Below are 22,531 nucleotides of genomic sequence, written 5' to 3' on the forward strand. Positions count from 1 at the left end.
TGGGGTTTAAAAGCAATACGCGTTCACTATTTGTTAATAGGTTGGCGAGGTTTGCCGGGCCAGGCAGGTAGCCGAGCGTGGGCTTGTTTCCTGCAGAAGGTGCCACTGGCTTACCGCCGCATCAGGACAGATTTTGGTTTTCATATAGACCTCGATCGATTCCACGCTCACTATTCGTGAGCCGCCAATCAATTGCAGTTGGAGGAGGGCTTGAACTGAACCGCGGAAATAGAGCTGTAGAACGTGCTCAAGTCTTTTATCGGGACGGGTTCGCTGATCTGATGATCCGCTTGCTCGAAGAGGCTTCGTGCAGCATTGGCGATCAACATGGGAGCGCCAAGATCGTTGCCGCGCAAACAGGCCGCTTTGAGGATGGTTTTTTCGCTCGAGAGTGCCGTGTTATCCAGGGCGTGACTGGATAACAATTGGGTATAAATAGAGCGAGAGGATTCACTCCATCCCGATGTCTTTTCCAGGACCAGTGCCATGTCTTCCAATGCCAGCCCATATCGCAGGCCTGCCGCCGTGCATTCATAAGTAATCGCGCTGCATAGCGATGCGATCGCACCTGTGACCAGCTCGATGGCGTGATCTTCAGGGCACGCTTGAGGGGCACCATCCGTGTTCGGCGTCACGGCATCGCCGTCGTACAATTTTGTCGCCGCCATGCTTTCGATGAGCCCGACCATGTCTTCGAGCTGCGCGTTTGGCCCCAAGGTGTTGGTTCCGATTTGCAACAATGCCCTGACCAGAGCGGTTAGCGGCATCGGGACATCCCTGGACATTCCCAGCGCGACGGCTTGATCGACGTCTTTGAGCATCAAAGCGAGGGCGAAATTGGTGGAGGGTTTTCCCTGGGCGAGCGCGGGCAGCATCCTGTCTGTGGTTTGATTTCGCGCTTTGTTGCGGTTCAACACGTCCGCCATCAGGGGCAGTGAAAGGCCGGCTTTTTTGCCCATGGCCACGACCTCAAGGGTCCCTAGTCGGCAGCCAGCATTCATGGCGTTGTTGACCATTTTCATGGCTTGGCCGTCGCCGACCCTGTCGCCACAACGATAAATCGTTTGGGTAATAACTTGTAAAACGGGGAGGGCGCGCTCGTAAACCGTATCCGAGCCCGCAACCATCAGCGTGGCTTTGCCTTCGGCAACGACCAGCGGACTTGCAGACACCGCAGCATCCATCATGTCGATACCGCGTTCGGCCAGTTCTTCGGCCATACGTCTGGTCTCACCCGGAATGCCACTTGTCTGATCAATGATCAGTGTCCCCGGCACCAATCCGGCCGCGAGGCCGTTTGGACCGAACAGCGCAGACCTGACGTCCGAGCTGCGTGGCAGGCACAGGAAGATGACGTCACACCGGCGAGCCAGGTCGGCCGCCGTGGGCGCGACGTCGGCGCCCAGTTTCTTGAACGTGTCGACGGCGGCCGTGTTGATATCCCACACGCATAACGAGTGAGACAGGAATCGACGAGCGAGTTGACTGCCGAGGGCACCGAGTCCGATGTATCCGATTTTCATTGCCTGTCGCCTCTCTTGTGACCATTCAACCGACGCATGCGGCGTATCGGGGGAATGGTGCAGATACTTTTATTGTCCTGGGGTGCGATGAAAGCGTATTGCCTGAACGCTAAAGCAATGAACCGATCATGCCGCCATCAACGCTGATGCTCGATCCAGTGATGAAACCCGCCTGTGTGGATGCGAGAAACGCGACCACGCCACAGACCTCGTCTTGCTCCCCCATGCGGCCGAGCGGTGTGAGTTTGCGGCGTGCCTCTGCCTGCTCCGGGGTGTACGCGGCGGTGCCGGTGCGGTGCGATGTGTCGATCAATGCCGGCGCTACACAATTGACAGTGATGCCGCAAGAGCCCACCTCGTTCGCGAGATGTTTCATGTACGCGGTGACGCCGGCGCGAAAAACGGTTGAAAGGCTATGGTGCGGCATGGGCTGCTTCACCGATGCCGAGGTAATGGCGATGACGCGACCCCATTGTTTCTTGAGCATCTGAGGAACCATTTCCTTGGCGACCTGGATGGTCCCCCAGAGTTGATTTTGATAGGCCTCTTGCCACCGTTCCTCTTCAGTTTCGTCGAGCGTCGCCCGCAGCGGATTGGGGGCTCGTCCCGTGTTCAGGACGAGGATGTCGGTGCCGTTGAATGTAGCGTTCACCGTGTCGGCGAGGCGCTTTACATCAGCGGCGACGCGCATGTCGCCGGGAACCGCGACTGCACGCACGCCGTGCTTTGCCGTTATTTCCTGGGCGAGGGCGGTCAGTTTGTCCGCCGAACGTGCAAACAGCACCACATGAACGCCCTCGGCTGCCAGCGCGTGAGCAATGTTTTTGCCTAAACCTGCGCTGGCGGCGGTGATGACTGCCACTTTTCCGTTGATCTTCAAGTCCATGATTTACTCCGACACGATGATTTCATTGCCTTCGACGCTGAATCGATGTGGCATGTCTTCGGAGGCCCACTCCAGGTAGGAAAGCACTTCCTGGAATCGAGGATCGTCGTGATTCAGCACTTCAGGCCGATACCGTGCGTCCATGACCATCGGAAGGAACGAAACCTTTTGTATGCCGTCTTTGGTCGCCACTGCTTTGGCGAGCAAGCTCAACGTACAGGCCTTGCCGTAGGGCATAAAAGGATATTCGGGATCGAGGTCCGCGTGATTGCGAACCGCACCGTGAGACCAGGCGGGCTCGCTCCATGAAGGCGCGGGAAACGACTTGGTCATTGCGAACACGCCGAGACTGTAGAAGACGGCTTTGCCCTTATACATCTCGATCGCTTTGGGAATATGCGGTGCGTGGCACGCCACCATATCTGCACCTGCATCAATGGCAGCATGGGCTACGGTCACCTGGTAATCGGAGATCACGCGCGGCAGCCGGATGACGCCGGAGTGAAAAGCCAGGATAACGACGTCTACCTCACCTTTCAGCTTCTTGATGTCCTCGACCAGGTTCGCCAGGTCGCTGGAGTCAGGTTCCGTGCGAATGCGAACGGGCTGGTGGGGACCTCGTGTTTCATAGGAGGTATCGACCTTGATACTGGTCACGCCAGGTTTTTGCAGTCCTGCCTCGCTGCCGGCAGGACCGAGCGAGGTATAGCCCAAGTAACCGACCTTGATGCCGTCGTGTTCAATGATGGCTGGACGTCGTGCTTCTTCCAGATCCCGACCTGCGCCTGTCACCTGGATGCCGCGCGAGACAAAAAAGTCCCGGGTATCCACGAGGGCATCCGGGCCGCTGTCGTAGCTGTGATTGTTTGCCAGAGTCACCGCGTCGAACCTGCCATTGGTGAAAATAGCAGCCATTTCAACGGGCTGACCGACTTGAGGGGCATGGTCTGCGCGCACGGTGCGATCCGAGTAGGTGCGCATGCAGTTGATGAAACGCATATCGGCCGAGGCAAGAGTCGGCAGGACGAGTTCTGTGTACCCCTCCACCGGGAAGCCGTCTTTCGCTCCATGCGTGGGGCCGCAGTCCCCGCCGATCAGTATGGTGGCGTTCGATGTCATTTTTCCCTCCTATTATTTTTGTGGGAAATTTATGGTTTCGATCAATGAAACAGATGCTGCTAGATAGAACTAATAATAGCACCGCGAAAACGGCATGACCACGATTTGTACAGGCATCATGTCGTTGGATAAAGAGTCAGTCTGGATTTTCGTGGTTCTGATGATTGGAACAGGTATCGATAATAAGAACATGTGATAGTATCGATTTTGACATCCGTCCGGGCGCAGGCGTTACCTACCTGACCGTCTCTATGGCAGGTCGAGGGTCGACACCTGTTCAGGAAAACGACGTTGGTGCCAGTCTACTATTTGAAATTATCAGTTAGTTCAATCGCTTACATGAAAATAAGAGAGGGCGGAAATGGCAAGGTCACTGGATCAAACGCAGGGGCACACACCGGCAGGGCGGCTTGCCGGGAAAGTTGCTGTTGTTATTGGTGCTGGACAAAGCCCGGGCGAAGGCATGGGTAACGGTCGAGCGGCGGCCATTCGATTTGCGCGTGAAGGGGCGCACGTCCTGGCCGTTGATCGGCAAATCGAGTCCGCTGAGGAAACTGCGGCGATGATCATTCAAGAGGGCGGCTCCGCTGCAGCATTTTCTGCGGATGTGACCCGGGAACACGAGTTGGCCCTTGCCATGCAGATGGCAAAAAAACGTTGGGGGTCCCTGGACGTCCTGCACAACAATGTGGGGGTCAGCCTCGCCGGTGGTGACGGCGACTTGATGGACATCACCGAAGATCAGTTCGATAACATTTGCCGTATCAATCTTCGCGGTACCGTCTTTGCTTGTAAGCACGCAGTAGCAATCATGCGTGAACAAGGGGGCGGGGTTATCGTCAATGTGTCATCCGCGGCGGCATTGGGTAAGTATCCCTATGTAACGTACAAGGCTACAAAAGCGGGTGTCATTGCTTTCACCGAGCAGTTGGCGCTTCAAAATGCCCCTTATGGGATCAGGGCGAACTGCATCCTGCCAGGCTTGATCTCGACGCCGATGGCGGTCGAGGCGCGTATTCAAGCGTGGAACCAGACGCGTGAGCAGGTCAGCGCGGAGCGCAACGCCAAGGTGCCGCTCGGCCGCCAGGGAACCGCTTGGGATGTTGCGAACGCGGCCCTGTTTCTTGCGTCCGATGAAGCCAATTTCATCACGGGTATCTCATTGGCGGTGGACGGCGGCCGGTTGCTCAATCGTATTTAATCGTAGTCCCCCACTGCTGGCAGTGGGGGACCATCGGCGCATTACCGCTCAATCAACGTAGCCCGACAATACCCATCCAGTACTGAAGTTGATTTCCTGGCGTCTCGACATCAACGCTTCGAGCGTACTTGAGATGCCCGTCATCACCTATCCGGAATATCGACAGTGTCGCGGGCGTTACGGTCAGCCCTTTTTCATCATCGTATGCGGCCAAGGCCTTGATACTCGCCGTGACGAGCAAGCGGCCACTGGGATCACAGGCAAATGTTCGGACGTGAAAGGAACGAGTGTCCACATGCTGAACAAGTGTGGGCTCGCCTGTTTCAGGGTTGATAGCGTAGACGGCTATGTTGTTTTCACCTCCGGAGAACACTGGGCGCCCCTGGTGGGAGTGCGTCGCATCTGCGCGATTTACCAGGTAAACAAACTTCCCGCTTGGATGGACATGGATTGCACCGGCGAGTTGTCGTGGGTGCACGTGCTCAGGGGTTCGCAGCGTTCCCCGCGTGAAGGCTGGCTCGGCCTCGATCCGGTCACCGTCATGTCGGAACATGTAGAGACGGTTGGTTCGCTCGTCGGCTGCGTAAAGCCATGGATGCGTCGGATGAAAGTCGACATGCCGCGGGCCGAAGTCATGGCCATGATTCGGCGCAACCACATCGCTCATTTGGAGATGTTCTTCAGTTAGCCGAAATGAACGGAGTGCCCCGGGATCTTCCAGCTTGTCTGTCGTTGCGTTATTGCCGCGGTCAACTACCAGGACGTGTTTGGCGGATGGATAAAACATGACCTGGTGCGGATAGACCCCAAAGTCGGTGTTCGGATCCTGAGCCTGGCAGCTGCCAATTGTGCAGTCTGCGTTGATGCGGTGCACAGTCAATGAGCCGCGCTTGAAATTGTGGGCATTGACGATAAATCGTCCCAGGGGGTCGATACACAAATGTACCGCTCGGTAGGGAAGTCGCGCAGGTAAGCCGTGAGTGTTGAGTTGCCCGTCAGGTCCCAACGAGTAAGCGCTGACTTGATTGTGATGGGACTCCACCCTCGGGCCACCGTCGCTTGTTGAGACATACAGGAAGCCGCCGGATGGATGAGGCCATGCGTATTGCACCTTTGAGGCCACAGTGACGCTTTCCATCCTGTGGAGCGTTGCGCTGTCTACGTCAATCATATAGCGCGTGATGACATCACCTACGGCGCTGTAGAGTACGGCGCGGCTGCTCATTCAAGCCTCCGAATGGTCAATGGTGAACATGGGAACGGACATGCCGCTTTCTGATTCTTTAAACGCGACCCTGACCCGCTGCCCGATGCGAACACTGTCCAGATCAACATCGACAATGTTCGTAAGCATCATCAGTCCCTCGTCGAGGCGCACATAGGCAATGCAGTACGGTGCTGATGCGCCACGTCGTGTGATGCTGAAGGTGTAGATCGCCCCAGTCCCGCTTGCGGTGATCCATTCGACATCGGTGCTCCAGCAAAACGGGCACAACGCACGAGGATAATGATGCGGTTGATGGCAGGCATTGCAGCTCTTCAAGAGCAGACGCCCCTCGGTCGCCGCGTCGAAATAGGGTTCATCACCGGGGTTCAGGATGGGGTCGCTGATGGGGCGTTCTGTGTAGGGGGTCGACATGTTTTTACTCCCTTTCCATGATGACGGTGGCTGCACCGTGCCGATGACCTATCGCGCCGCCGATGCCGGTGGCGAGGGCTAGCGAACAGTTGGGAACTTGCACCTTTGGATGAGCCTCGCCTCGAAGCTGTCGTACGGCTTCGATTATTTTTGTGATCCCGCCGCGATTGGCGGGATGGTTGTTGCACAGGCCGCCGCCATCGGTGTTGAACGGCAACTTGCCGATGCCCGAAATAAGGTTGCCGTCCGACACGAATTTTCCGCCTTCGCCTTTTTTGCAGAATCCCAGGTCTTCAAGTTGCAGGATGACGGTGATGGTGAAGCTGTCATAGATGGAGGCGTACTGGATGTCGGCCGGCGTCACACCTGCCTCTTCGAAAGCTCGAGGGCCGGTCCACGCGGCGCCGGTATAGCTCAAGTCGAGGCGTCCACCCATCTGGTGTTTAGTGGATTCACCGCAGCCAAGTATCCGTACCCGTGGTCTGTTGAGGGCCTTGGCAATCTCCGGGCGGGCAACGATAACTGCGCCGCCGCCGTCGCTCACGACGCAGGAGTCGAGACGCCGCAGGGGGTCAGAAATCATCGGCGATGCCAATACATCTTCGACCGAGACCACTTTGCGCAACATCGCCAGAGGGTTGTGTTGCGCATGATGAGAGGCAGCGACCTTGACCCAGGCCAGTTGCTCGCTGGTTGTGCCGTACTCATGCATGTGGCGCATCGCACACATGGCATAGAGGTTCAACGTGACTGGGTTATAGGGCATCTCGAATGGCGCGTCCGGTAGATTGACGCCTCGTACGCGCGCCTGTATCCCAGAGATGCCTTCAGAGTTGGGGCGACCGGCCAGTGTAATCAGCGCCACGTTGCATCTGCCCGCTGCTATTGATTCTGCAGCGTGGGCGATATGGGCGAGATAAGAGCATCCTCCCATATCGGTCGAATCGACATGCCTCAGCTTGTCCAGATTCAGGTAGTTGGCCATCGACCATACATTCCCGCCGGGTGCATCGCCCGCGCAGAAATATCCGTCGATGTCATCTTTGCTTAATCCCGCGTCTTCAATTGCTCCTTTCGCCGCCTCCGCATGTAGCTGCGCCACCGAATGATGGGGGGCCTTGCGTAGGGGGTGCTCATACGCTCCGACGATGTATGCCCTGCCTTTTATTGTCATCTCTAGGGTTTCCTCAGTGCATGAAGATGAAGCTCGAATGTGCTTTCCGGTACCTTCGTTCAGGGGGGGGCGGCCCACCGTAAAAGACAAAAGTAGTATGACGCAAAGTTCCGGTCAGTGAAATCTGTGCTGATTATCAAAACTCATGCTACCATCGATTCAACGTTGTTTGGAGCGCAGGATGGCGCTGCACTCAAATTTCCGGGCCAAACCAGGATGCTCATTGGATGCGAGCGGTCGCGGGGTAGGGGCAGGCCTTATTTTTTTTTGACAGGAAGATGAGATGAGCGAAAGCCTGATGGTCAGTTACGAAGTCGAAGGCGTTGTGGCCGTAATCACAGTCAACAATCCGCCCGTCAACGCCCTGACTCCCGAGATGAGAGGGAGCATCATTGACGCCGTTGCCCATGCGAACGCCGACCCGGCTGTCGCGGCGATCGTGTTGATGGGGGGCGGTCAGAATTTCATCGCGGGTGCTGATATTCGACAGTTTGGCAAGGCGAGAACAATCACTACCCGCATGAGCGCCGCGGCACTTGACGCCGGCGCCAAGCCGACTGTCGCGGCTATTCATGGATATGCGCTGGGAGGCGGTCTCGAGCACGCCCTCGCTTGCCATTACCGGATTGCATTGCCCGCAGCCAAGCTCGGATTGCCCGAGGTCGCTCTCGGGTTGATACCGGGAGGCGGCGGTACGCAGCGCTTGCCGAGGCTGGTCGGGGCTGCCGTAGCCACCGATTTGCTCGTCTCAAGCCGCCATGTCCATGCCGTCGAAGCATTGAAGATCGGGCTTATCTCCCAGATTGTTCCAGGAACACAAAGCCAAGAGCTTCGTGATGCCGCCGTAAGCTATGCAAAGGCCGTGGCGCAGGCTCAACCGCAGCGCGTACGCGATTTGGTGCTCGAACCGATGGATGCGACAACCATGGATGTGCTGCAAGCGGCACGCCGCGAAGCAGCCAAAAAGTCTCCTCACAACAAAGCGCCACAGTACGCGATCGACTGTATCGAAGCAGCTTTCAGCCTGTCGTTTGATGAGGCTCTAGAGGTTGAGAGCCGCTTGTTTTCTGAGCTGGAGGGGTCTGATGTTGCCAAGGCACTTCGCTATGCATTTTTTGCTGAGCGTGAGGCTGCCAAGGTTCCGGATGCGCCCCCGGGTTTCAAGCCTGCTGGTGTGACGTCCGCTGCGGTGATCGGCGCGGGAACAATGGGCGCGGGTATTGCCATTTGCTTCGCTGACGCAGGCATTGTGGTGAAGCTCCTGGAAGCGAGTGCCGAAGCACTGGACAGGGGCCTGCAGCGCATACGTGACATCTACGCCGTAAAGGTCAAGCGCGGACGCATGACCGTGGAAGAGATGGATGCGTGCCTTCAGTTTGTCCAGCCTGTCTCCCACTACGAAGAAATCGGCGACTGCGATGTCGTGGTTGAAGCGGTGTTTGAACGGATAGATTTGAAGAAGGACGTATTCACCAAACTCGATGCCGTGATGAAGCCTGGCGCGCTGTTGCTGACGAACTCTTCCGCGATTGATATCAACGTCATGGCCAACATGACAGGCCGACCGCAGTACGTCGCCGGCGCTCATTTCTTCGCTCCCGCGAACGCGATGAAACTGTGCGAAATCGTGAAGGGTGATCAAACCTCGATCGAGACAGTTGTGCGGGCCATGAAGATGGGCCGCGATCTTAAAAAAGTCTGTGCGGTCTCCGGGACGTGCGATGGCTTCGCGGCAAATCGCAGTCGCGCGCCGCTGGTCACGGAAATGATGCTACTGCTTGAGGAGGGAGCACGCCCTGAGCAGATCGACAGGGTCATGGTTGAATTTGGCTATCCGATGGGGCCGTTCGCTGTGAGCGATCTGTCCGGTCTGGATGTCAGCTATGACACGCGCAAGCGTCGCGCGGCAGCTGACCCTCAATACAGGAAGCTCCATGTCCCGGATCGGATGGTCGAGCTGGGCCGCAAGGGCCAGAAAAATGGGGTCGGATGGTATCGCTATGAAGAAGGTGGCCGCACACCTCGTCACGATGAAGAAGTGATGCGGATCATCGCGACCGTCGCCCATGAGCTTGGCACGCCTCAGCGTACCTTTACCGACAGTGAAATCCTCAAACGTCTGTTATTCGCCTCGATCAACGAGGCCTGCAAGATCCTGGATGAAGGCAAGGCATATCGAGCCAGTGACATTGATGTCATGTGGTTGTACGGCTTTGGATTTCCTCGCCATCGAGGAGGGCTGCTGTACTGGGCTGACACGATCGGGGCCAAGGAAATCCATCTGCAAGTGCAGCAATGGCATGAGCAATACGGCAGGCGTTGGACTCCTAGTCCGCTGCTGTCGAAAGCGGCCAATGAAGGGCTGTCCCTGAGAGAGCTGAAATCAGTCATATGAAAAGCACGGCAACGATGGCCGTGTGCGGCCGGTAACGGTTGTTCTTTTAATGAAAGCAACGCCCTGGTTGCTGTCCCCCAAGGGTTACGAAACGCTTCCCATGGTCGGCAAAGGGGCCAACAAGTAGAAACGAAACGGAAGAAAAATCATGAGCAGTGACACGTCCACACAAGCCTTGTCCGAGGGCGAATTCAAAATTTGGCAATGCATTTTATGCGGCTTCATGTATGACGAAGCCGAAGGTATTCCGGAAGAGGGCATACCTGCCGGAACTCGGTGGGAAGATGTTCCCCAGGATTGGATTTGCCCTGAGTGTTCGGCGACGAAGCTGGACTTCGAGATGGTCGAGATTTGATTAATAGCCTTTCCGGCGCAGTGTTTTTTTTGGTGATTGAGGGCGATATCAACCGAGCCCCTTGGCGCCAAATGTAGAGGGAATTCAGATGTCCATTGAAACCAATAATAATGTCATCGCCGATGCTGATCATCCGCGCGTCGGCCTCTTCATCGACGGTGAATGGATTTTCGACCGCCCCTCTTGCTTTGAAGTGTTGGACCCCAGCACCGAAGCATCGCTCACCAGCGTTCCTGGGGCCACGACCGCTGACCTGGAACGCGTGTTGGCCGCCGCTGAGCGGGGGTTCAGAATCTGGCGGGACACACCAGCGGCTGAGCGTAATATCATCATCAGTCGTGCCATCGCAGGCGTGCGTGCACGTTCCGAAGAAATCGCGCAGATCATCACCCGAGAGAACGGCAAATTAATTGCAGATGCGCGTGCGGAGGTGGAGCGTTCGGCGAGCTTCTTCGATTGGGACATGGCACAGGCCCTGCGAGCCTACGGGACCATCGTTCCGGGCGAAGCCCAAATGCAGAAATCGATTCTTCGTCAGCCAATCGGTCCAGTTGCGGCGTTCACGCCATGGAATGTGCCGCTGAGCGCGCCGTCGCGAAAGATCAGCGGTGCACTGTGCGCCGGGTGCTCCATCATTTTGAAAGCCCCAGAAGAAACCCCTGGCGCGGCAGTAGCCATGGTTCAGTGCTTCGAGCGAGCCGGTTTGCCCAAGGGCGTATTGAATCTGGTGTTTGGCAACCCGGCGCTAGTGTCCTCGACCCTGATCGAGTCGCCAGTGACCCGCATGGTGACCCTGACGGGGTCGGTGGCAGTCGGCAAGCATTTGAGCCAGCTGGCGGGTGCGGCCATGAAGCCGGTGCTGATGGAGCTCGGCGGCCATGCCCCGGTCATCGTTTGCGAAGGGGTCAATGCCGCGGAAATCGGCAAGATGGCACTCAAGAGCAAAATTCGGATCAACGCTCAGTGGTGTGCTGCGCCAGGTCGTTTCCTGGTACACGAGAGCATCTACGACGAGTTCGTCGCTGCGTTTGTGGCAACCGCCGATCAGGTACGTGTGGCCAACGGCATGGATACGAAGTCTGACATGGGGCCGGTCACCAGTGTCCGGCGCCTCGCCGCGATGCAGCATTTTGTCGATGACGCATTGGCGCGTGGCGGCAAGGTTGCCGTGGGTGGGCATCGTGTAGGTGAGCGTGGTTATTATTTTGCGCCGACTCTGCTGGTCGACACTCCACTGGATTGCGCCATCATGACCGATGAGCCTTTTGGTCCGGTCGCTGTCGCGGTTCGTTTCTCGACCCTTGAGGAGGCCATCGAGATTTCCAACAGTCTATCCGTGGGTTTGGCTGCTTTTGCGTTCACCAATTCACTGGAACAGGCTGAACGATTGAGTCGTGAGCTGGATGTTGGAGTCCTGTCGATTAACCATTTCGGTGCGCCGGATCCTGACACGCCGTTTGGCGGTGTGAAGGACAGTGGTATTGGAAGAGAGGGGGGGCCGTGGAGCCTGGACTCCTACATGGTCAGCAAGACCGTGCTACAGAAAACTGCTCGCGTCTGACTCAGTGCCCCCAGTTTCCGTGACGGGCGTTGGGGGCTTTGGCTTTATTTGATGATCAAGGCCAATCCAGTGACCACTTGGATTCATAGGAGCATTCACTGAGGCAGGCATTTCCTGAAGCAGCTTCCTGCTAACGTCGGAGTTTTTTTGATACGCAAGGCATCAATGCGCCTTCGCAAGAACGCATCCGACTAAGGAGTCTGGCCATGAGTGCCCATAGTGGTCGCCTGCCTATGATCGGGCTACTTGCCCTGTCCACTACAGCGTTTCTCACCATTCTGACCGAGACGATGCCGGCAGCGGTTCTGCCTGCGATGTCGGAGAGCCTTGAACAGCCCCCCGCTGGTATCGGTTTATTGGTTTCCATCTATGCATTGGCCTCCGCTGCAGCCGCAATCCCCATTGTGGCGCTCACTCGAAGTCTGCCTCGCAAATCGTTGTACATCATGCTCGTGCTGAGCTTTGCAGTGGCTAACGGTATTACCGCCATCTCGACGTCTTATGCGCTGACGGTCGCGTCACGGGTGGTGGCTGGCCTGGCCGCAGGAGTTGTCTGGCCGGTCATCTGTGGTTATGCCATCCGCTTGGTCGATCGCAAAGACATGGGACGGGCTGTCGCGATTACCCTGGCGGGGAGTACCGTGGCCATGGTCGCCGGTTTGCCCCTGGGTAGCATGCTGGGCTCATTGCTTGGATGGCGTTTCAGCTATGGATTGCTTTCGCTGCTCGCGCTGCTTGTCATCGTTTGGGTTTTGCTGGTCGTGCCGCCCATGCCGGGAGAGGAGCGCAAGGACGGCACTTCGATTCATGACGTCATTCGCACCCCGGGGTTGAGAGTGATCTTGCTGTCGGCTTTTTGCGCGATCCTGGCTCATTACACGCTGTACACCTATATGGCGCCGCTCGCGGAAAAAACCAGGCTGTCAGGCGGGACCGCTCAGGGCCTGTTTCTGTTCGGTACGGGCGCCATCCTGGGCGTACTGATCGCCGGACGTTTCGTCGATACGAGGCTGCGGCTTATAGCGACCACCGCGTTGACGTGCACAGCTGTGACGATGGTTGTTCTGATAGCGGCTCCGTATCAAATGATCGCTTCGGCTGCGATATTTGTGTGGGGGGCTTCGTTCGGCGGCATGCCTACTGTTTTCCAATCAGCGACGGGGCGGGTGGCAGAAGATAATGCGGAGCTGGCAACGGCGATATTGACGACCATCTACAACTTGGGGATTTTTGGCGGAGGTGCCGTAGGTGGTTTGCTCCTAAGCTACTTCGGGATAGTAAGTCTCTCGGGGTTTGCGCTGCTCATCGTTAGCGCTTCCCTCGTGGTGGTTATGGGAGGGAGGTGTCACGCCTTTCCACGGCAGTAAATTATTGCGGGATATATCTCCCTGGAAGAGCGCGCGGCGTAGATGCATTCCTCTCGACCGCGTTTCATGGCTGCCAAATGCTCAGTCGGCATTCACCGGATCGCGACCCGACGATGTTCAAGTGATGCCATTCTGTTTATCGCGATAGCTCTTAACTCGTTGTTTTCATAGGTGCCTTCTTGATTCGGCGACATCTGTCTTTGCAGGACGTGCCGCTCATGGCTTAGCTACCGTCGTTCAACGGGACTCGTGGTGGCGCAGTTCAAGCACGAGCACTGTTGAGAAAAGTTCATGAGCGTATCAACAAGGTGCCGTATAGCCAGCGGTCGATGCCGGGGCTAGGTTTGTCTCGCTGCTGCAGCAGAAATGCTTTCGTTGGATGCGAGACTTGAACGCGCGCACCACAGGCATTGCACGCAGTCGTAATTTAATTTTATTACCCAAGCAAAGCAGGGCCGGATATGAATATCGCCGCAGTTAATACCTTGGAGATTCGAGTGATCGAAGAGGTTGACCAACACTTTGAACAGCGTTTAAAGGCGTACGCGGAGACTTTTGAAAAAGTACACGGATGCCTGGGCTATAGCGTGATTCGCAGCTCCCGCGATCCTGGTTTGTGGGTCTTCAGTGGCTACTGGAGCGCGGCATCGATGATGACTGAGCACTTTGAGAGTGAGTCGATGACGGCGTTGGTCAATCATTTGGTAACGTCATGTTCCAACCTGACGTTTGCCAGTTTCACGCCCCAAATCGGAAGGGGACCGCACGATGAAGCTTGATGAAGCGCTATTTACGGCGATCGATCTCAATGCCTTGTTCATTCTCTTGGTGGTCTATCGCGAGCGAGGCGTGACGCGGGCAGCCGAACGACTGAACGTAAAGCAGCCAGCGGTGAGCAATACGCTGGCGAAACTGCGCGTCCACTTTAAAGACCCCTTGTTTATCCGACGTTCGAAGGAGCTGGTGCCCACGGCCAAGGCCAACGAAATCGTGCGGGGGTTGGCGCCGGCATTGATGAGGATCCAGGACGTTATACGCCCCTCTGGAGGATGATCGGCAGTACCGTCCCTTCTTTTTTTGAGTACCCATTTCAAGCAGGAGCTTATCGATGAGAATAACGTTTGCCGTGTCAGTGCTTAGCGCAACCTTAATGATTTCAAGTTCGTTGCACGCTGCCGATGAGCCTGAGAACACGATGCAAATTGCCAGAAACGGGGAGCAACCTTCTGTCCTGGGCTCCTCCAGCAATTTCGTCGGCACCGTCAGGGTTGATCCATTATTTGCAGCGCGACCGCCATCAAGGGTTACGGCAGGTGCTGTAACCTTTCAACCAGGGGCCCGATCAGCTTGGCACACTCATCCTGCGGGCCAGAATCTGATTGTCACGGCCGGCGTTGGATGGATCCAGCAAGAAGGGGGGGAGAAAATCGTCATCAGGCCTGGCGATGTGATTTGGACACCTCCGGGTGTAAAGCATTGGCATGGGGCCACGAACTCCACCGGCTTGACGCATTTGGCAATTCAAGAGGTACAGGACGGGAAAAATGTCGAGTGGCTGGAACCGGTTACTGATGAGCAGTACGGGCACTTGCAATGAAGCCCTCCAGGCATCTGCGGTTCCACGCGGTCTAGTTTGAAACTGGGATGGAAAAGTCGACAACTAGGTTTGCATTATTCTGTTACATTGATGCTTGGCGCAGTGGGTCGCCGGTATCTTTTTTGTTATTGATTGAAGGGCAGGTCGATGAGCCTCCCGGACTCCGTGGGCGGTCCCTGAGCTGCCGCTAATAAAATCGTCAGTGCACCAGTCCTCGGTCTCAGGCGATTCGATCTCTATTAATTACTTTTATGCATGGTTCCATTCAATTGGATGTGGTGTTTTTCGGGCAGCGCCTCGAATACATTGACGTCGACGAATTGATCCTTTGTGGGCTTAGACGTAATGCCATGAAGGGAAGTGCCCGGCATAAAAGCCGAATGCCTCGTTCAGCGTAGCTGGCCAACTGGATTGGACTCTACTGGCGTTCATCGAGCCTGGGTCAGGCCGCGGTCGTTCTGGATGTCCACACATCGGTTCTTAATTAGGAACAACACCATGAAGAAATTATTTTTAACGCTGGCCCTGCTGGCGAGTTCGTTTACTGCAATGGCAGCCGATATGTCCAACGGCGCGAACAACTTTTTCAAGAGTGATAAGGTGACTGAGCAGAAGGTATCCTTCAATAATCAGTACCGCATGAAAGTCGTTGGGAATCTGTATGTGCCGAAGAATTTGAATAAGGCCAACAAAAGCCCTGCGATTATCATTGGCCACCCGATGGGTGCGGTCAAAGAGCAAAGCTCAAACCTTTACGCCCAGAAGCTCGCTGAACAAGGCTTTGTAACCCTTGCGATAGACCAATCATTCTGGGGCGAAAGCGAGGGGCAACCCCGTAATGCCGTGGCGCCGGATATTTACTCCGAGGCGTTCAGCGCGGCGGTCGATTATCTGGGCACCCAATCGTTCATTGATCGTAACCGTATCGGTGTACTGGGCATCTGTGGCAGCGGCAGCTTCGTCATCAGTGCAGCAAAAATCGACCCACGGATGAGGGCGATTGCAACCGTCAGCATGTATGACATGGGAGCGGCCAATCGCGATGCCCTCAAGCATTCGCAGACCCTTGAACAGCGCAAGCAGATCATCGCAGAGGCGGCTGAACAGCGTTATGCAGAGTTCACTGGTGGTGAGACCAAGTACACCAGCGGGACGGTACACAAACTGGACGCTAACACCCATCCGATCCAGCGTGAGTTCTACGATTTCTATCGCACCCCACGCGGTGAGTTCACCCCAGCCGGGTCGTCGCCTGACGTGACGACGCATCCAACGCTGACCAGCAACGTGAAGTTCATGAACTTCTATCCGTTCAACGATATTGCGTCGATTTCGCCTCGTCCTATGCTGTTCATCGCAGGTTCTGAAGCACACTCGCTGGAATTCAGCCAAGAGGCTTTCAAGCTGGCGGGTGAGCCTAAGGAATTGGTCATCGTGCCAGGCGCAGGCCACGTGGACTTGTATGATCGGGTGAATCTCATTCCGTTCGACAAGCTGACTTCTTTCTTCCGGACCAACCTGAAGTAACCCATCTTTGAAGCCGCAACTGCCCGGTTTGTACAGGATGTTGTGGCTTCAAGTCTGAACGTAGGTCGTAGTGCGCATCGCTTGACTTGCCCTTGGTGGAACGTTCATCCCTTGAGTCTTCATGGCTCTTTCAGGCCCTGCACGCTGTGCAGGGCCTTTTTTTATCCGTCATGACTCGTGTCGCAAGGCGGCGATCAATAAGGTCATAGCCCCTGAGGGTTGCCTACGGCTTGGGTAATAGAGATGAAGTCCTGTCCACAGGGGGCACCAGTCCTTCAGTACCGGAATCAGGTGGCCGGCCTTGACGTAGGGCTCGGCGATGTCTTCAGGTACATAGGCGATACCCAAACCGGCAATGGCTGCGTCAAGGCAATCATAAATGCTGTTGTAAATCAGCTGACCGTCAACCCGAATGTTAAGCTGTCGACCATCCTCCCCGAACTCCCAAGGCCACAATCCACCATGGGTGGGAAGACGCAGATTGATGCAATTGTGCTGCATCAGGTCTTCGGGTGTCTCTGGTTTTGGTCGACTGGCGAAGTAGCGCCTGGTCGCTACTGCGGTAAATCGCATGTCGGGACCGATGCGTACGGCGATCATGTCTTGGGCCACCGCTTCACCCAATCGAACGCCGGCATCGAAACGATCCGCAGCGATGTCGATGAGTCCATTGTCTGCGAACAGCTCGACTTTTATCCCAGGGTATTTCGGTAGGAATTTCTTTAGCTTTGGCGAGATGATCGATCGGATGGCGTGATCCGATGCGGTGATGCGTACGGTCCCGGTTGGGCTCTCGCCCAGTTCTGACAATGCCAGTAATTCAGCGTCTATCTCTTCGAAACGGGGGCCGACCGTTGCCAGTAGCCTTTCACCGGCTTCCGTTGGCGAGACTGAGCGGGAGTTGCGCGCAAGCAAGCGCGTGCCCAGATTTCGCTCCAGTGAGCTGACGGCATGGCTGACCGCCGATTGAGACAGGCCAAGATGCGCCGCTGCTCGAGTAAAACTCTTTTCGCGGGCGACGGCAATAAAGGCCATCAATCCACCAAAGGATTGCTTAAGGATGTCGTCTTGCATGGCTTGAATGATCTTCGTGAGTGCGCATGAACAATAACATTCTGGTGCATTGTTCGCAGAGCTTACAGCGCGCAGGCCTTGCTATGCGCTGAGATGGTCGTGGCGAGGCGGCAGGGCTATTCCCGATCGTCGATGTGGTCGATCTGTTTGAAGCGTTCAATCAAGAAGTCGATCAGGTGCCGGACTCGTGCCGAGAGTTGCAGTTGCTGTGGATAGACTGCATAGACGTCCGCGTGGGTGGGCATATGGTTTTCCAGTACGAGGCGCAGTCGTCCGCTACGCACATAACGAGCTATATCCCATTCCGCTCTGAGCAATAACCCATAACCTTCCAGGGCCCAGTTCAAGGCAACCTCGCCGTCATTGCAGCACAGGGCGCCGTGTACCTTTATATTTTCCGTGCGTTCGCCGTTAGCGAATTTCCATACGCCGTAGGGCGATTCATTCTGACGAATAAAGATGCAGTTGTGGTGTTGCAGGTCCGTCAGTTTTTGCGGCGTTCCGTACTTTTCGAGATAGATAGGGGAGGCGCAAAGCAGGCGGCGGTTGGAGGCGATTTTACGCGCGTGGAAGGCAGCGTCTGGCAACGTACCGAAGCGAATGCCCAAATCGAAGCCGTGGGTAGCTAGGTCCAAAGGATGGTCGCTGATCTCTAGCTGAATCTCCACTTCCGGGTACAGGGCGTAGAAGGCGGCCAAGGCGGGTCCGATGTGGCGACGGCCGAAACCGAGCGATGCATTCACCCGTATCAGGCCCTTGGGCGTAGCGCGACGGCTGCTGACGAGCTGTTCTACCTCGTCGATCTGGGTCAGGATGCGGGCGATGTGGGTGTAATACAGTTCACCTTCTGCGGTAAGGCTCATCGAGCGGGTAGTTCGATTAACCAGCCTCACCCCTAACCTTTTCTCCAGCGCGGAAAGTCTTTTACTAATTGCGGGAGGGGTAACGCCAAGCTCTCTGGCGGTTGCGACAAGGCTGCCTTGTTTGGCTAGCAAGTGAAAAAAAGCCAAGTCTTGAGCATTGTTCATGCTTGATTCCAAAGTGTTTTCTGATAAAGAACGGCCGCCACGTTGCCAGGTCGCGGCCGATCTACCAGGTCACTTGATGAAGCGAACCTGAGCGTTGATTTTATCGATGATTGCACCTTTGCGTTCGTTAAATCGCGCTTTGTTTTGTTCGAAAAGGTTATTGCCTTTGGTGTCGATGGAGATGATCAGCGGACCGAACTCCCGGACCCGGTTAACCCAAAGGGTTTCCGGCATTCCAAGATCCTGCCATTCAGCGCGTTCGATCTCCTCCACCTTGGTGGCCGCAAGGACCGCACAACCGCCAGGGAATACGGCATGTACGGCCTTGTTCTCCAGGCAGCCTGCGGTGGTTTCGGGCCCCATGCCACCTTTGCCAATAATCATCTTGACGCCGGTTTCCTCGATGAACTGCTTTTCGAATTTCTCCATTCGCATGCTGGTAGTTGGGCCAATGGACACCATCTCAAAGCTGCCATCATCTTTTTTACGCACAATGGGGCCCGCATGGAAGATTGCCCCGCCGCGCAAATCTACCGGTAGTTCACGTTTGAGCTCGATGAGGCGTCGGTGAGCCACGTCGCGGCAGGTGACCAATTGCCCAGTCAGGTAAACCACGTCGCCGACATTGAGCTCTGCGAGATCTTCGTCCTTGATAGGTGTGTTGAGGACTTTAATCACAGGACTACTCCTTCATGGGAGAGGATGTCGTAGGACAGGTCGGCATTGATGCGGATTTTGCCGCGGCGATGTGCCCAGCAACCGGTGGAGACGGCAACGCCGATGGTCGATGGATGGCGCGCTGAAGACTCGATGTTCACACCCATCACACTGCTGTTGCCGGTCAGGCCCTGTGGGCCGATGCCGACCTCATTGAGGCCTTCCTCAAGAAGCCGTTCCATCAAGGCTGCATTTTCGTTGGGATGGCTGGAGTCGACTGGTCGCAGGATGGCCCGCTTGGATAAACGGGCGGCTGTCTCTACGGAGGTGGACACGCCGACGCCCACCAGCAACGGCGGACAAGCGTTCACGCCGCGGGAGGTAATGACGTCGAAAACAAATTCCGTTACGCCCTCGTAGCCTTGACCAGGCATCAAAACCTTAGCGGAGCCCGGTAGTGTGCAACCGCCGCCAGCCATGTAAACATCGATCATTGCGTAATCGGCGTCCGGGATAATCTCCCAGTCAAGCCACGGAATTTTGGAGCCCGTGTTGGTCCCTGTGTTCTTTTCGACGAAGGTCTCTACGGCGTTATGACGTAGCGGGCCTTTGATGGTTGCTTCCAGAGTTGCATTTTCCAGAATGTTTTCAAGTTCCCCCAATAGCGGGAACTTAGCACCTGCTGCGATGAAGTACTGAATCACGCCGGTGTCCTGGCAGCTCGGTCTGTCGAGCTTGTCAGCATAGTCCTGGTTTTCCGCCATGGAGTCGTAGACGGCGATGGCCAGCGGATTGGTTTCCGCTGCGCGCAGTTGGGCGGTCTTCTTTTTTACGTCGGTCGGCAAGCGCTTACCAATATAGGCAGTAAACTTGGCCATGACGTCAGTCAACGATTCAACGGCTGCTTCTTTATCCACTTCTATTTTCCTCATCGCATCACTAGGCTTATTGGTTTGTATGGCTGGTGGGCCTGTTGAAGAATTTCTAATTATCGTCGGCTGCCTAATCGAGAGTTAAACCAGCGCGTTGTGCTGGTTTAACTCTTTCATCTGGGTTCAGATTTGGATTACAAGCTGGTCTCAAACTTCAAACCTGCGACCCACGCGTCCTTGACTTCACTGACACCGCCGGGGTTACCAACAAACTGGATGTTGGGGCGCACGGTCAGCCATTTGGTGACGCCGAACCCGTAGTAGATTTCCATGTTGGTTTCCGAACCTTGCGTCGGCGTGTAGCGAGGATCGTCATAGTCGCTGACGCCCGCCAGGTCGTTCATTTGTTGCTGGTTATCCTTGTAACGTTCATTTACATGGATATTGGAGATGGCGACGCCGATCTCGTCATTTGGACGGGATTTGAACGGCGCGGTATAGAAGACGCCTGCTTGCACAGAGCGATCAATCATACTGGCGGCTTTGTCATGCACTGTGGCATAGGCAAACACCGACACCCCGCGAGCGGCGAAGTCTGGGTCTTTCCAGACTTGCTGTTGCGCAGCAATCCATGCGCCGTGTTTGCTATCGCGGGATTTGGGCGCGCCATTTTCTTCAGTGTTGACGTCGTTTGCGTTACGGCTGCTGTAATAGGCCCCCACGCGGTATTCCCCTGGCAGCCGCCCGGCCCCCAGCGACGTGGTATGGACCAGCTCGATGGGTATCAGGGCTCCTTCGTTGCCGCTACTGTTGAGTTTGAAACCGTTGCCTATTTCCAGATAGGACGGGTTTTGCTCGTATGCACCAATTTGCGCATAAGTGTTATCGCTCAATGCAACCTTGACCCGGCCCGCCCATTGAGTGATTGGCCAGTTGTAAATGATATCGCCGGCCCAGTTACCCGGCTGCGCGCCGCAGAACGCCAAGTTCTGGAACTTGCAGGGAAAGCTGCCGAAGTCCTCGCCAAAGTTCATGCGGCCCAGTTTGATATCCAGCCCGCCGTCAAAGAATTTCTGACGATACCAGAGTTGCGTGAGGCGCCAGGTCTGGCCGCGTCCGTATACCTCTTGAACCTGACTGATGCCGCCTACCCGAGGATCGGTGATGACATCATTGGTGAGATTGCGCCCGTTACGATCCGATATCGTGAATTGAAAATCAGCGCCTTCCCAACCGAGTATTTTCTCAAGGTCAAAATTGCTCATCAGTGCAAGTTGGTCGGTATACCGCGCCGTGGTGTGCGAGTCGTAGCCACCGGCCAGATTCGTCGCGGCGTCGCCCGTGTAGAGCACGTTAAAGGTATAACCCTTTTCCAGTAATTCTGAGCGTAGGCCGCCCCAGTCTCCCAACATCCAGGGGGACTCGGGATTGAAGGCTTCTTGCGCCTGACTGCTGGTCGCTCCGCAAAGCAGCAGCAGTGCCATTGATATCTTGTTCCGGGTAATGCGGTTCGAGTGGGTAATCATCTTGATCTCTGCTTTTGTTTTTGTTGGTCAGATAATTGAGCGCACCCCGCTGTCGACCGAATACTGAGTATCGGCCTAAGGGTGTTGTGCAATGGCATTGAGTGGTACGACGCGTCTAGTGTTTTTCGGCGATAGCGACCTCTAGGGTTATTAATTGGATATTTGGGGGGCGAAACGCTTAGCTAAGCGGGCTTGGGAAGACAGGCAGAAGATTTTAGAAGTGGCTTTGATGGGGCTAGGCGCAACAGCTCATAGGGGGCAAGAGAACGTGTGCTCATATTTACCTTGGCCATGGAGCGACTCTCCGATTCTGATTGTTATGGAGAAGATTCATTCGTGACTTCGTTATAAATACCTATGAACTTTCACGCTGTGCTGGCTAGCGTTATCGAAAATTCTCAGGTCGGCGTCCTACAGCCGAGTTCTGCTGGATTCGCGCTCATGGGCCCTTGATGGTCGGTCAAGAACGGAATTGATCAGTCAGCATTGGGCATGCGCCCAAGCAGCAATGCTTGCTTTGCTCGACATCAGGCTGTCACCTGCCATTCGCTTGCGTCGTTGTGGCAAATATGCACATGGTGGGATTTTTAGTCAACAGGCTGTTTTTTGTCTGGTTTCCGTTTTTAGCGAAGAGTCTGATGTTTTTACTGACCATATAGACAAATAAATCTCTTAAATTATTGAATTAGTTATATATTTTATAATATGTAAAATATCTGGCTGATGCCTAAAAGCTAATGCTTGTGCATTTATTTTTTTGAAAAAATCTTATTGTGGGATTTATTTGATGAAATTGAAGTATGAATTCATGGGCTGGACCACAGTGAGCTCGTCGTGGCGCGTCTAACCCAAGGCGCTCATTCGTTGGAGATGCGTTGTCAGCGCAGAGCGCAGCCTGGCATGCAGTGGCTGACACCTGGCCGAAACGGATTTTTCAATGATGCGCAAGAGTGCTAGATGTGCGGCAGCCATACGCTGCCGCCTCTTGGAGAAGGGAAGGGGAGGAGCAGAGCCGCGGACGCTGGCTTCT

General features: G+C 55.6%; 20 protein-coding genes. 9 read left to right on the forward strand and 11 right to left on the reverse strand.

Annotated elements, in window-relative coordinates:
• Positions 1 to 188: 188 nt before the first annotated feature.
• The 3 genes from AB3226_RS26985 to AB3226_RS26995 form a co-directional block, all read right to left on the reverse strand.
• Positions 189 to 1,523 carry an NAD(P)-dependent oxidoreductase gene (locus tag AB3226_RS26985; protein ID WP_048392915.1) on the reverse strand — a complete coding sequence of 445 codons (1,335 nt, stop codon included), beginning with the start codon at positions 1,521 to 1,523 and terminating at the stop codon, positions 189 to 191.
• A gap of 109 nt (positions 1,524 to 1,632) precedes the next feature.
• Positions 1,633 to 2,409, reverse strand: a complete 777-nt coding sequence (locus tag AB3226_RS26990) for an SDR family oxidoreductase (RefSeq protein ID WP_048392916.1) — start codon at positions 2,407 to 2,409, stop codon at positions 1,633 to 1,635.
• A gap of 3 nt (positions 2,410 to 2,412) precedes the next feature.
• Positions 2,413 to 3,528: a CapA family protein gene (locus AB3226_RS26995; protein ID WP_304575819.1), complete on the reverse strand. Its 1,116-nt coding sequence runs from the start codon at positions 3,526 to 3,528 to the stop codon at positions 2,413 to 2,415.
• 361 nt (positions 3,529 to 3,889) lie between these two features.
• Here AB3226_RS26995 and AB3226_RS27000 point away from each other — a divergent pair, with 361 nt between their 5' ends.
• A complete protein-coding gene (locus AB3226_RS27000) occupies positions 3,890 to 4,729 on the forward strand; it encodes an SDR family NAD(P)-dependent oxidoreductase (RefSeq protein WP_304575820.1) in 840 nt (279 codons plus the stop codon).
• A 52-nt stretch (positions 4,730 to 4,781) separates the two neighbouring features.
• Here AB3226_RS27000 and AB3226_RS27005 read toward each other — a convergent pair whose 3' ends face one another.
• From AB3226_RS27005 to AB3226_RS27015, 3 genes are read right to left on the reverse strand one after another with little or no spacing between them, the layout of a single operon-like run.
• A complete protein-coding gene (locus AB3226_RS27005) occupies positions 4,782 to 5,954 on the reverse strand; it encodes a beta-propeller fold lactonase family protein (protein WP_304575821.1) in 1,173 nt (390 codons plus the stop codon).
• On the reverse strand, positions 5,955 to 6,368 hold the full coding sequence (locus tag AB3226_RS27010; RefSeq protein WP_304575822.1) for a Zn-ribbon domain-containing OB-fold protein: 414 nt from the start codon (positions 6,366 to 6,368) through the stop codon (positions 5,955 to 5,957).
• A gap of 4 nt (positions 6,369 to 6,372) precedes the next feature.
• Positions 6,373 to 7,542: a thiolase domain-containing protein gene (locus AB3226_RS27015; RefSeq protein ID WP_013692824.1), complete on the reverse strand. Its 1,170-nt coding sequence runs from the start codon at positions 7,540 to 7,542 to the stop codon at positions 6,373 to 6,375.
• A gap of 283 nt (positions 7,543 to 7,825) precedes the next feature.
• On the opposite strand from AB3226_RS27015, the gene AB3226_RS27020 reads away from it, so the two are divergent.
• The 8 genes from AB3226_RS27020 (at position 7,826) to AB3226_RS27055 (ending at position 16,344) form a co-directional block, all read left to right on the forward strand.
• Positions 7,826 to 9,937: a 3-hydroxyacyl-CoA dehydrogenase NAD-binding domain-containing protein gene (locus tag AB3226_RS27020; protein ID WP_304575823.1), complete on the forward strand. Its 2,112-nt coding sequence runs from the start codon at positions 7,826 to 7,828 to the stop codon at positions 9,935 to 9,937.
• A gap of 175 nt (positions 9,938 to 10,112) precedes the next feature.
• The gene (locus tag AB3226_RS27025; RefSeq protein ID WP_343226763.1) at positions 10,113 to 10,292 is read left to right on the forward strand and encodes a rubredoxin; all 180 of its coding nucleotides are present in this window, start codon (positions 10,113 to 10,115) and stop codon (positions 10,290 to 10,292) included.
• 88 nt (positions 10,293 to 10,380) lie between these two features.
• A complete protein-coding gene (locus AB3226_RS27030) occupies positions 10,381 to 11,853 on the forward strand; it encodes an NAD-dependent succinate-semialdehyde dehydrogenase (protein WP_095058157.1) in 1,473 nt (490 codons plus the stop codon).
• A 206-nt stretch (positions 11,854 to 12,059) separates the two neighbouring features.
• Entirely contained in the window at positions 12,060 to 13,220 is a 1,161-nt protein-coding gene (locus AB3226_RS27035) for an MFS transporter (protein WP_315866000.1), read from the forward strand.
• Between the two features lie 461 nt (positions 13,221 to 13,681).
• Entirely contained in the window at positions 13,682 to 13,999 is a 318-nt protein-coding gene (locus tag AB3226_RS27040) for an antibiotic biosynthesis monooxygenase family protein (RefSeq protein WP_060743005.1), read from the forward strand.
• Positions 13,989 to 14,273, forward strand: coding sequence for a LysR family transcriptional regulator (locus AB3226_RS27045; RefSeq protein ID WP_259194248.1), 285 nt, complete (start codon positions 13,989 to 13,991; stop codon positions 14,271 to 14,273). The genes AB3226_RS27040 and AB3226_RS27045 overlap by 11 nt, the downstream gene beginning before the upstream one ends.
• 55 nt (positions 14,274 to 14,328) lie before the next feature.
• Positions 14,329 to 14,817, forward strand: a complete 489-nt coding sequence (locus tag AB3226_RS27050) for a cupin domain-containing protein (protein WP_304575825.1) — start codon at positions 14,329 to 14,331, stop codon at positions 14,815 to 14,817.
• A gap of 498 nt (positions 14,818 to 15,315) precedes the next feature.
• Complete coding sequence (locus tag AB3226_RS27055) at positions 15,316 to 16,344, forward strand: alpha/beta hydrolase (protein ID WP_304575826.1); 1,029 nt, start codon at positions 15,316 to 15,318, stop codon at positions 16,342 to 16,344.
• 168 nt (positions 16,345 to 16,512) lie between these two features.
• On the opposite strand, the gene AB3226_RS27060 is transcribed toward AB3226_RS27055, so the two are convergent.
• The 5 genes from AB3226_RS27060 to AB3226_RS27080 form a co-directional block, all read right to left on the reverse strand.
• Positions 16,513 to 17,418 (reverse strand): LysR family transcriptional regulator, encoded by a 906-nt coding sequence (locus AB3226_RS27060; RefSeq protein WP_095058161.1) that lies wholly within the window; start codon positions 17,416 to 17,418, stop codon positions 16,513 to 16,515.
• A gap of 116 nt (positions 17,419 to 17,534) precedes the next feature.
• A complete protein-coding gene (locus tag AB3226_RS27065) occupies positions 17,535 to 18,446 on the reverse strand; it encodes a LysR family transcriptional regulator (RefSeq protein WP_095058162.1) in 912 nt (303 codons plus the stop codon).
• A 69-nt stretch (positions 18,447 to 18,515) separates the two neighbouring features.
• Positions 18,516 to 19,124, reverse strand: coding sequence for a L(+)-tartrate dehydratase subunit beta (ttdB, locus tag AB3226_RS27070; protein ID WP_048392943.1), 609 nt, complete (start codon positions 19,122 to 19,124; stop codon positions 18,516 to 18,518).
• Positions 19,121 to 20,020, reverse strand: coding sequence for a L(+)-tartrate dehydratase subunit alpha (gene ttdA, locus AB3226_RS27075; RefSeq protein ID WP_172898744.1), 900 nt, complete (start codon positions 20,018 to 20,020; stop codon positions 19,121 to 19,123). Before ttdA ends, ttdB begins: the two co-directional genes overlap by 4 nt.
• Positions 20,021 to 20,169: 149 nt before the next feature.
• A complete protein-coding gene (locus AB3226_RS27080; protein WP_235868218.1) occupies positions 20,170 to 21,459 on the reverse strand; it encodes a carbohydrate porin in 1,290 nt (429 codons plus the stop codon).
• Between the last annotated feature and the right edge of the window lie 1,072 nt (positions 21,460 to 22,531).

It is taken from the genome of Pseudomonas lini, from assembly GCF_964063345.1.
Taxonomy (GTDB): Bacteria; Pseudomonadota; Gammaproteobacteria; order Pseudomonadales; family Pseudomonadaceae; genus Aquipseudomonas; species Aquipseudomonas lini_B.

Bases quoted from the DNA above. Each gene is read 5' to 3' on its own strand.
- AB3226_RS27035 (WP_315866000.1), top strand. From the start codon at position 12,060: ATGAGTGCCCATAGTGGTCGCCTGCCTATGATCGGGCTACTTGCCCTG.
- AB3226_RS27000 (WP_304575820.1), top strand. From the start codon at position 3,890: ATGGCAAGGTCACTGGATCAAACGCAGGGGCACACACCGGCAGGGCGG.
- AB3226_RS27045 (WP_259194248.1), top strand. From the start codon at position 13,989: ATGAAGCTTGATGAAGCGCTATTTACGGCGATCGATCTCAATGCCTTG.
- AB3226_RS27005 (WP_304575821.1), bottom strand. From the start codon at position 5,954: ATGAGCAGCCGCGCCGTACTCTACAGCGCCGTAGGTGATGTCATCACG.
- AB3226_RS27020 (WP_304575823.1), top strand. From the start codon at position 7,826: ATGAGCGAAAGCCTGATGGTCAGTTACGAAGTCGAAGGCGTTGTGGCC.
- AB3226_RS27055 (WP_304575826.1), top strand. From the start codon at position 15,316: ATGAAGAAATTATTTTTAACGCTGGCCCTGCTGGCGAGTTCGTTTACT.
- AB3226_RS26990 (WP_048392916.1), bottom strand. From the start codon at position 2,409: ATGGACTTGAAGATCAACGGAAAAGTGGCAGTCATCACCGCCGCCAGC.
- AB3226_RS27010 (WP_304575822.1), bottom strand. From the start codon at position 6,368: ATGTCGACCCCCTACACAGAACGCCCCATCAGCGACCCCATCCTGAAC.
- AB3226_RS27060 (WP_095058161.1), bottom strand. From the start codon at position 17,418: ATGCAAGACGACATCCTTAAGCAATCCTTTGGTGGATTGATGGCCTTT.
- AB3226_RS27015 (WP_013692824.1), bottom strand. From the start codon at position 7,542: ATGACAATAAAAGGCAGGGCATACATCGTCGGAGCGTATGAGCACCCC.
- AB3226_RS27065 (WP_095058162.1), bottom strand. From the start codon at position 18,446: ATGAACAATGCTCAAGACTTGGCTTTTTTTCACTTGCTAGCCAAACAA.
- AB3226_RS27040 (WP_060743005.1), top strand. From the start codon at position 13,682: ATGAATATCGCCGCAGTTAATACCTTGGAGATTCGAGTGATCGAAGAG.
- AB3226_RS27080 (WP_235868218.1), bottom strand. From the start codon at position 21,459: ATGGCACTGCTGCTGCTTTGCGGAGCGACCAGCAGTCAGGCGCAAGAA.
- AB3226_RS26985 (WP_048392915.1), bottom strand. From the start codon at position 1,523: ATGAAAATCGGATACATCGGACTCGGTGCCCTCGGCAGTCAACTCGCT.
- AB3226_RS27050 (WP_304575825.1), top strand. From the start codon at position 14,329: ATGAGAATAACGTTTGCCGTGTCAGTGCTTAGCGCAACCTTAATGATT.
- AB3226_RS27030 (WP_095058157.1), top strand. From the start codon at position 10,381: ATGTCCATTGAAACCAATAATAATGTCATCGCCGATGCTGATCATCCG.
- AB3226_RS26995 (WP_304575819.1), bottom strand. From the start codon at position 3,528: ATGACATCGAACGCCACCATACTGATCGGCGGGGACTGCGGCCCCACG.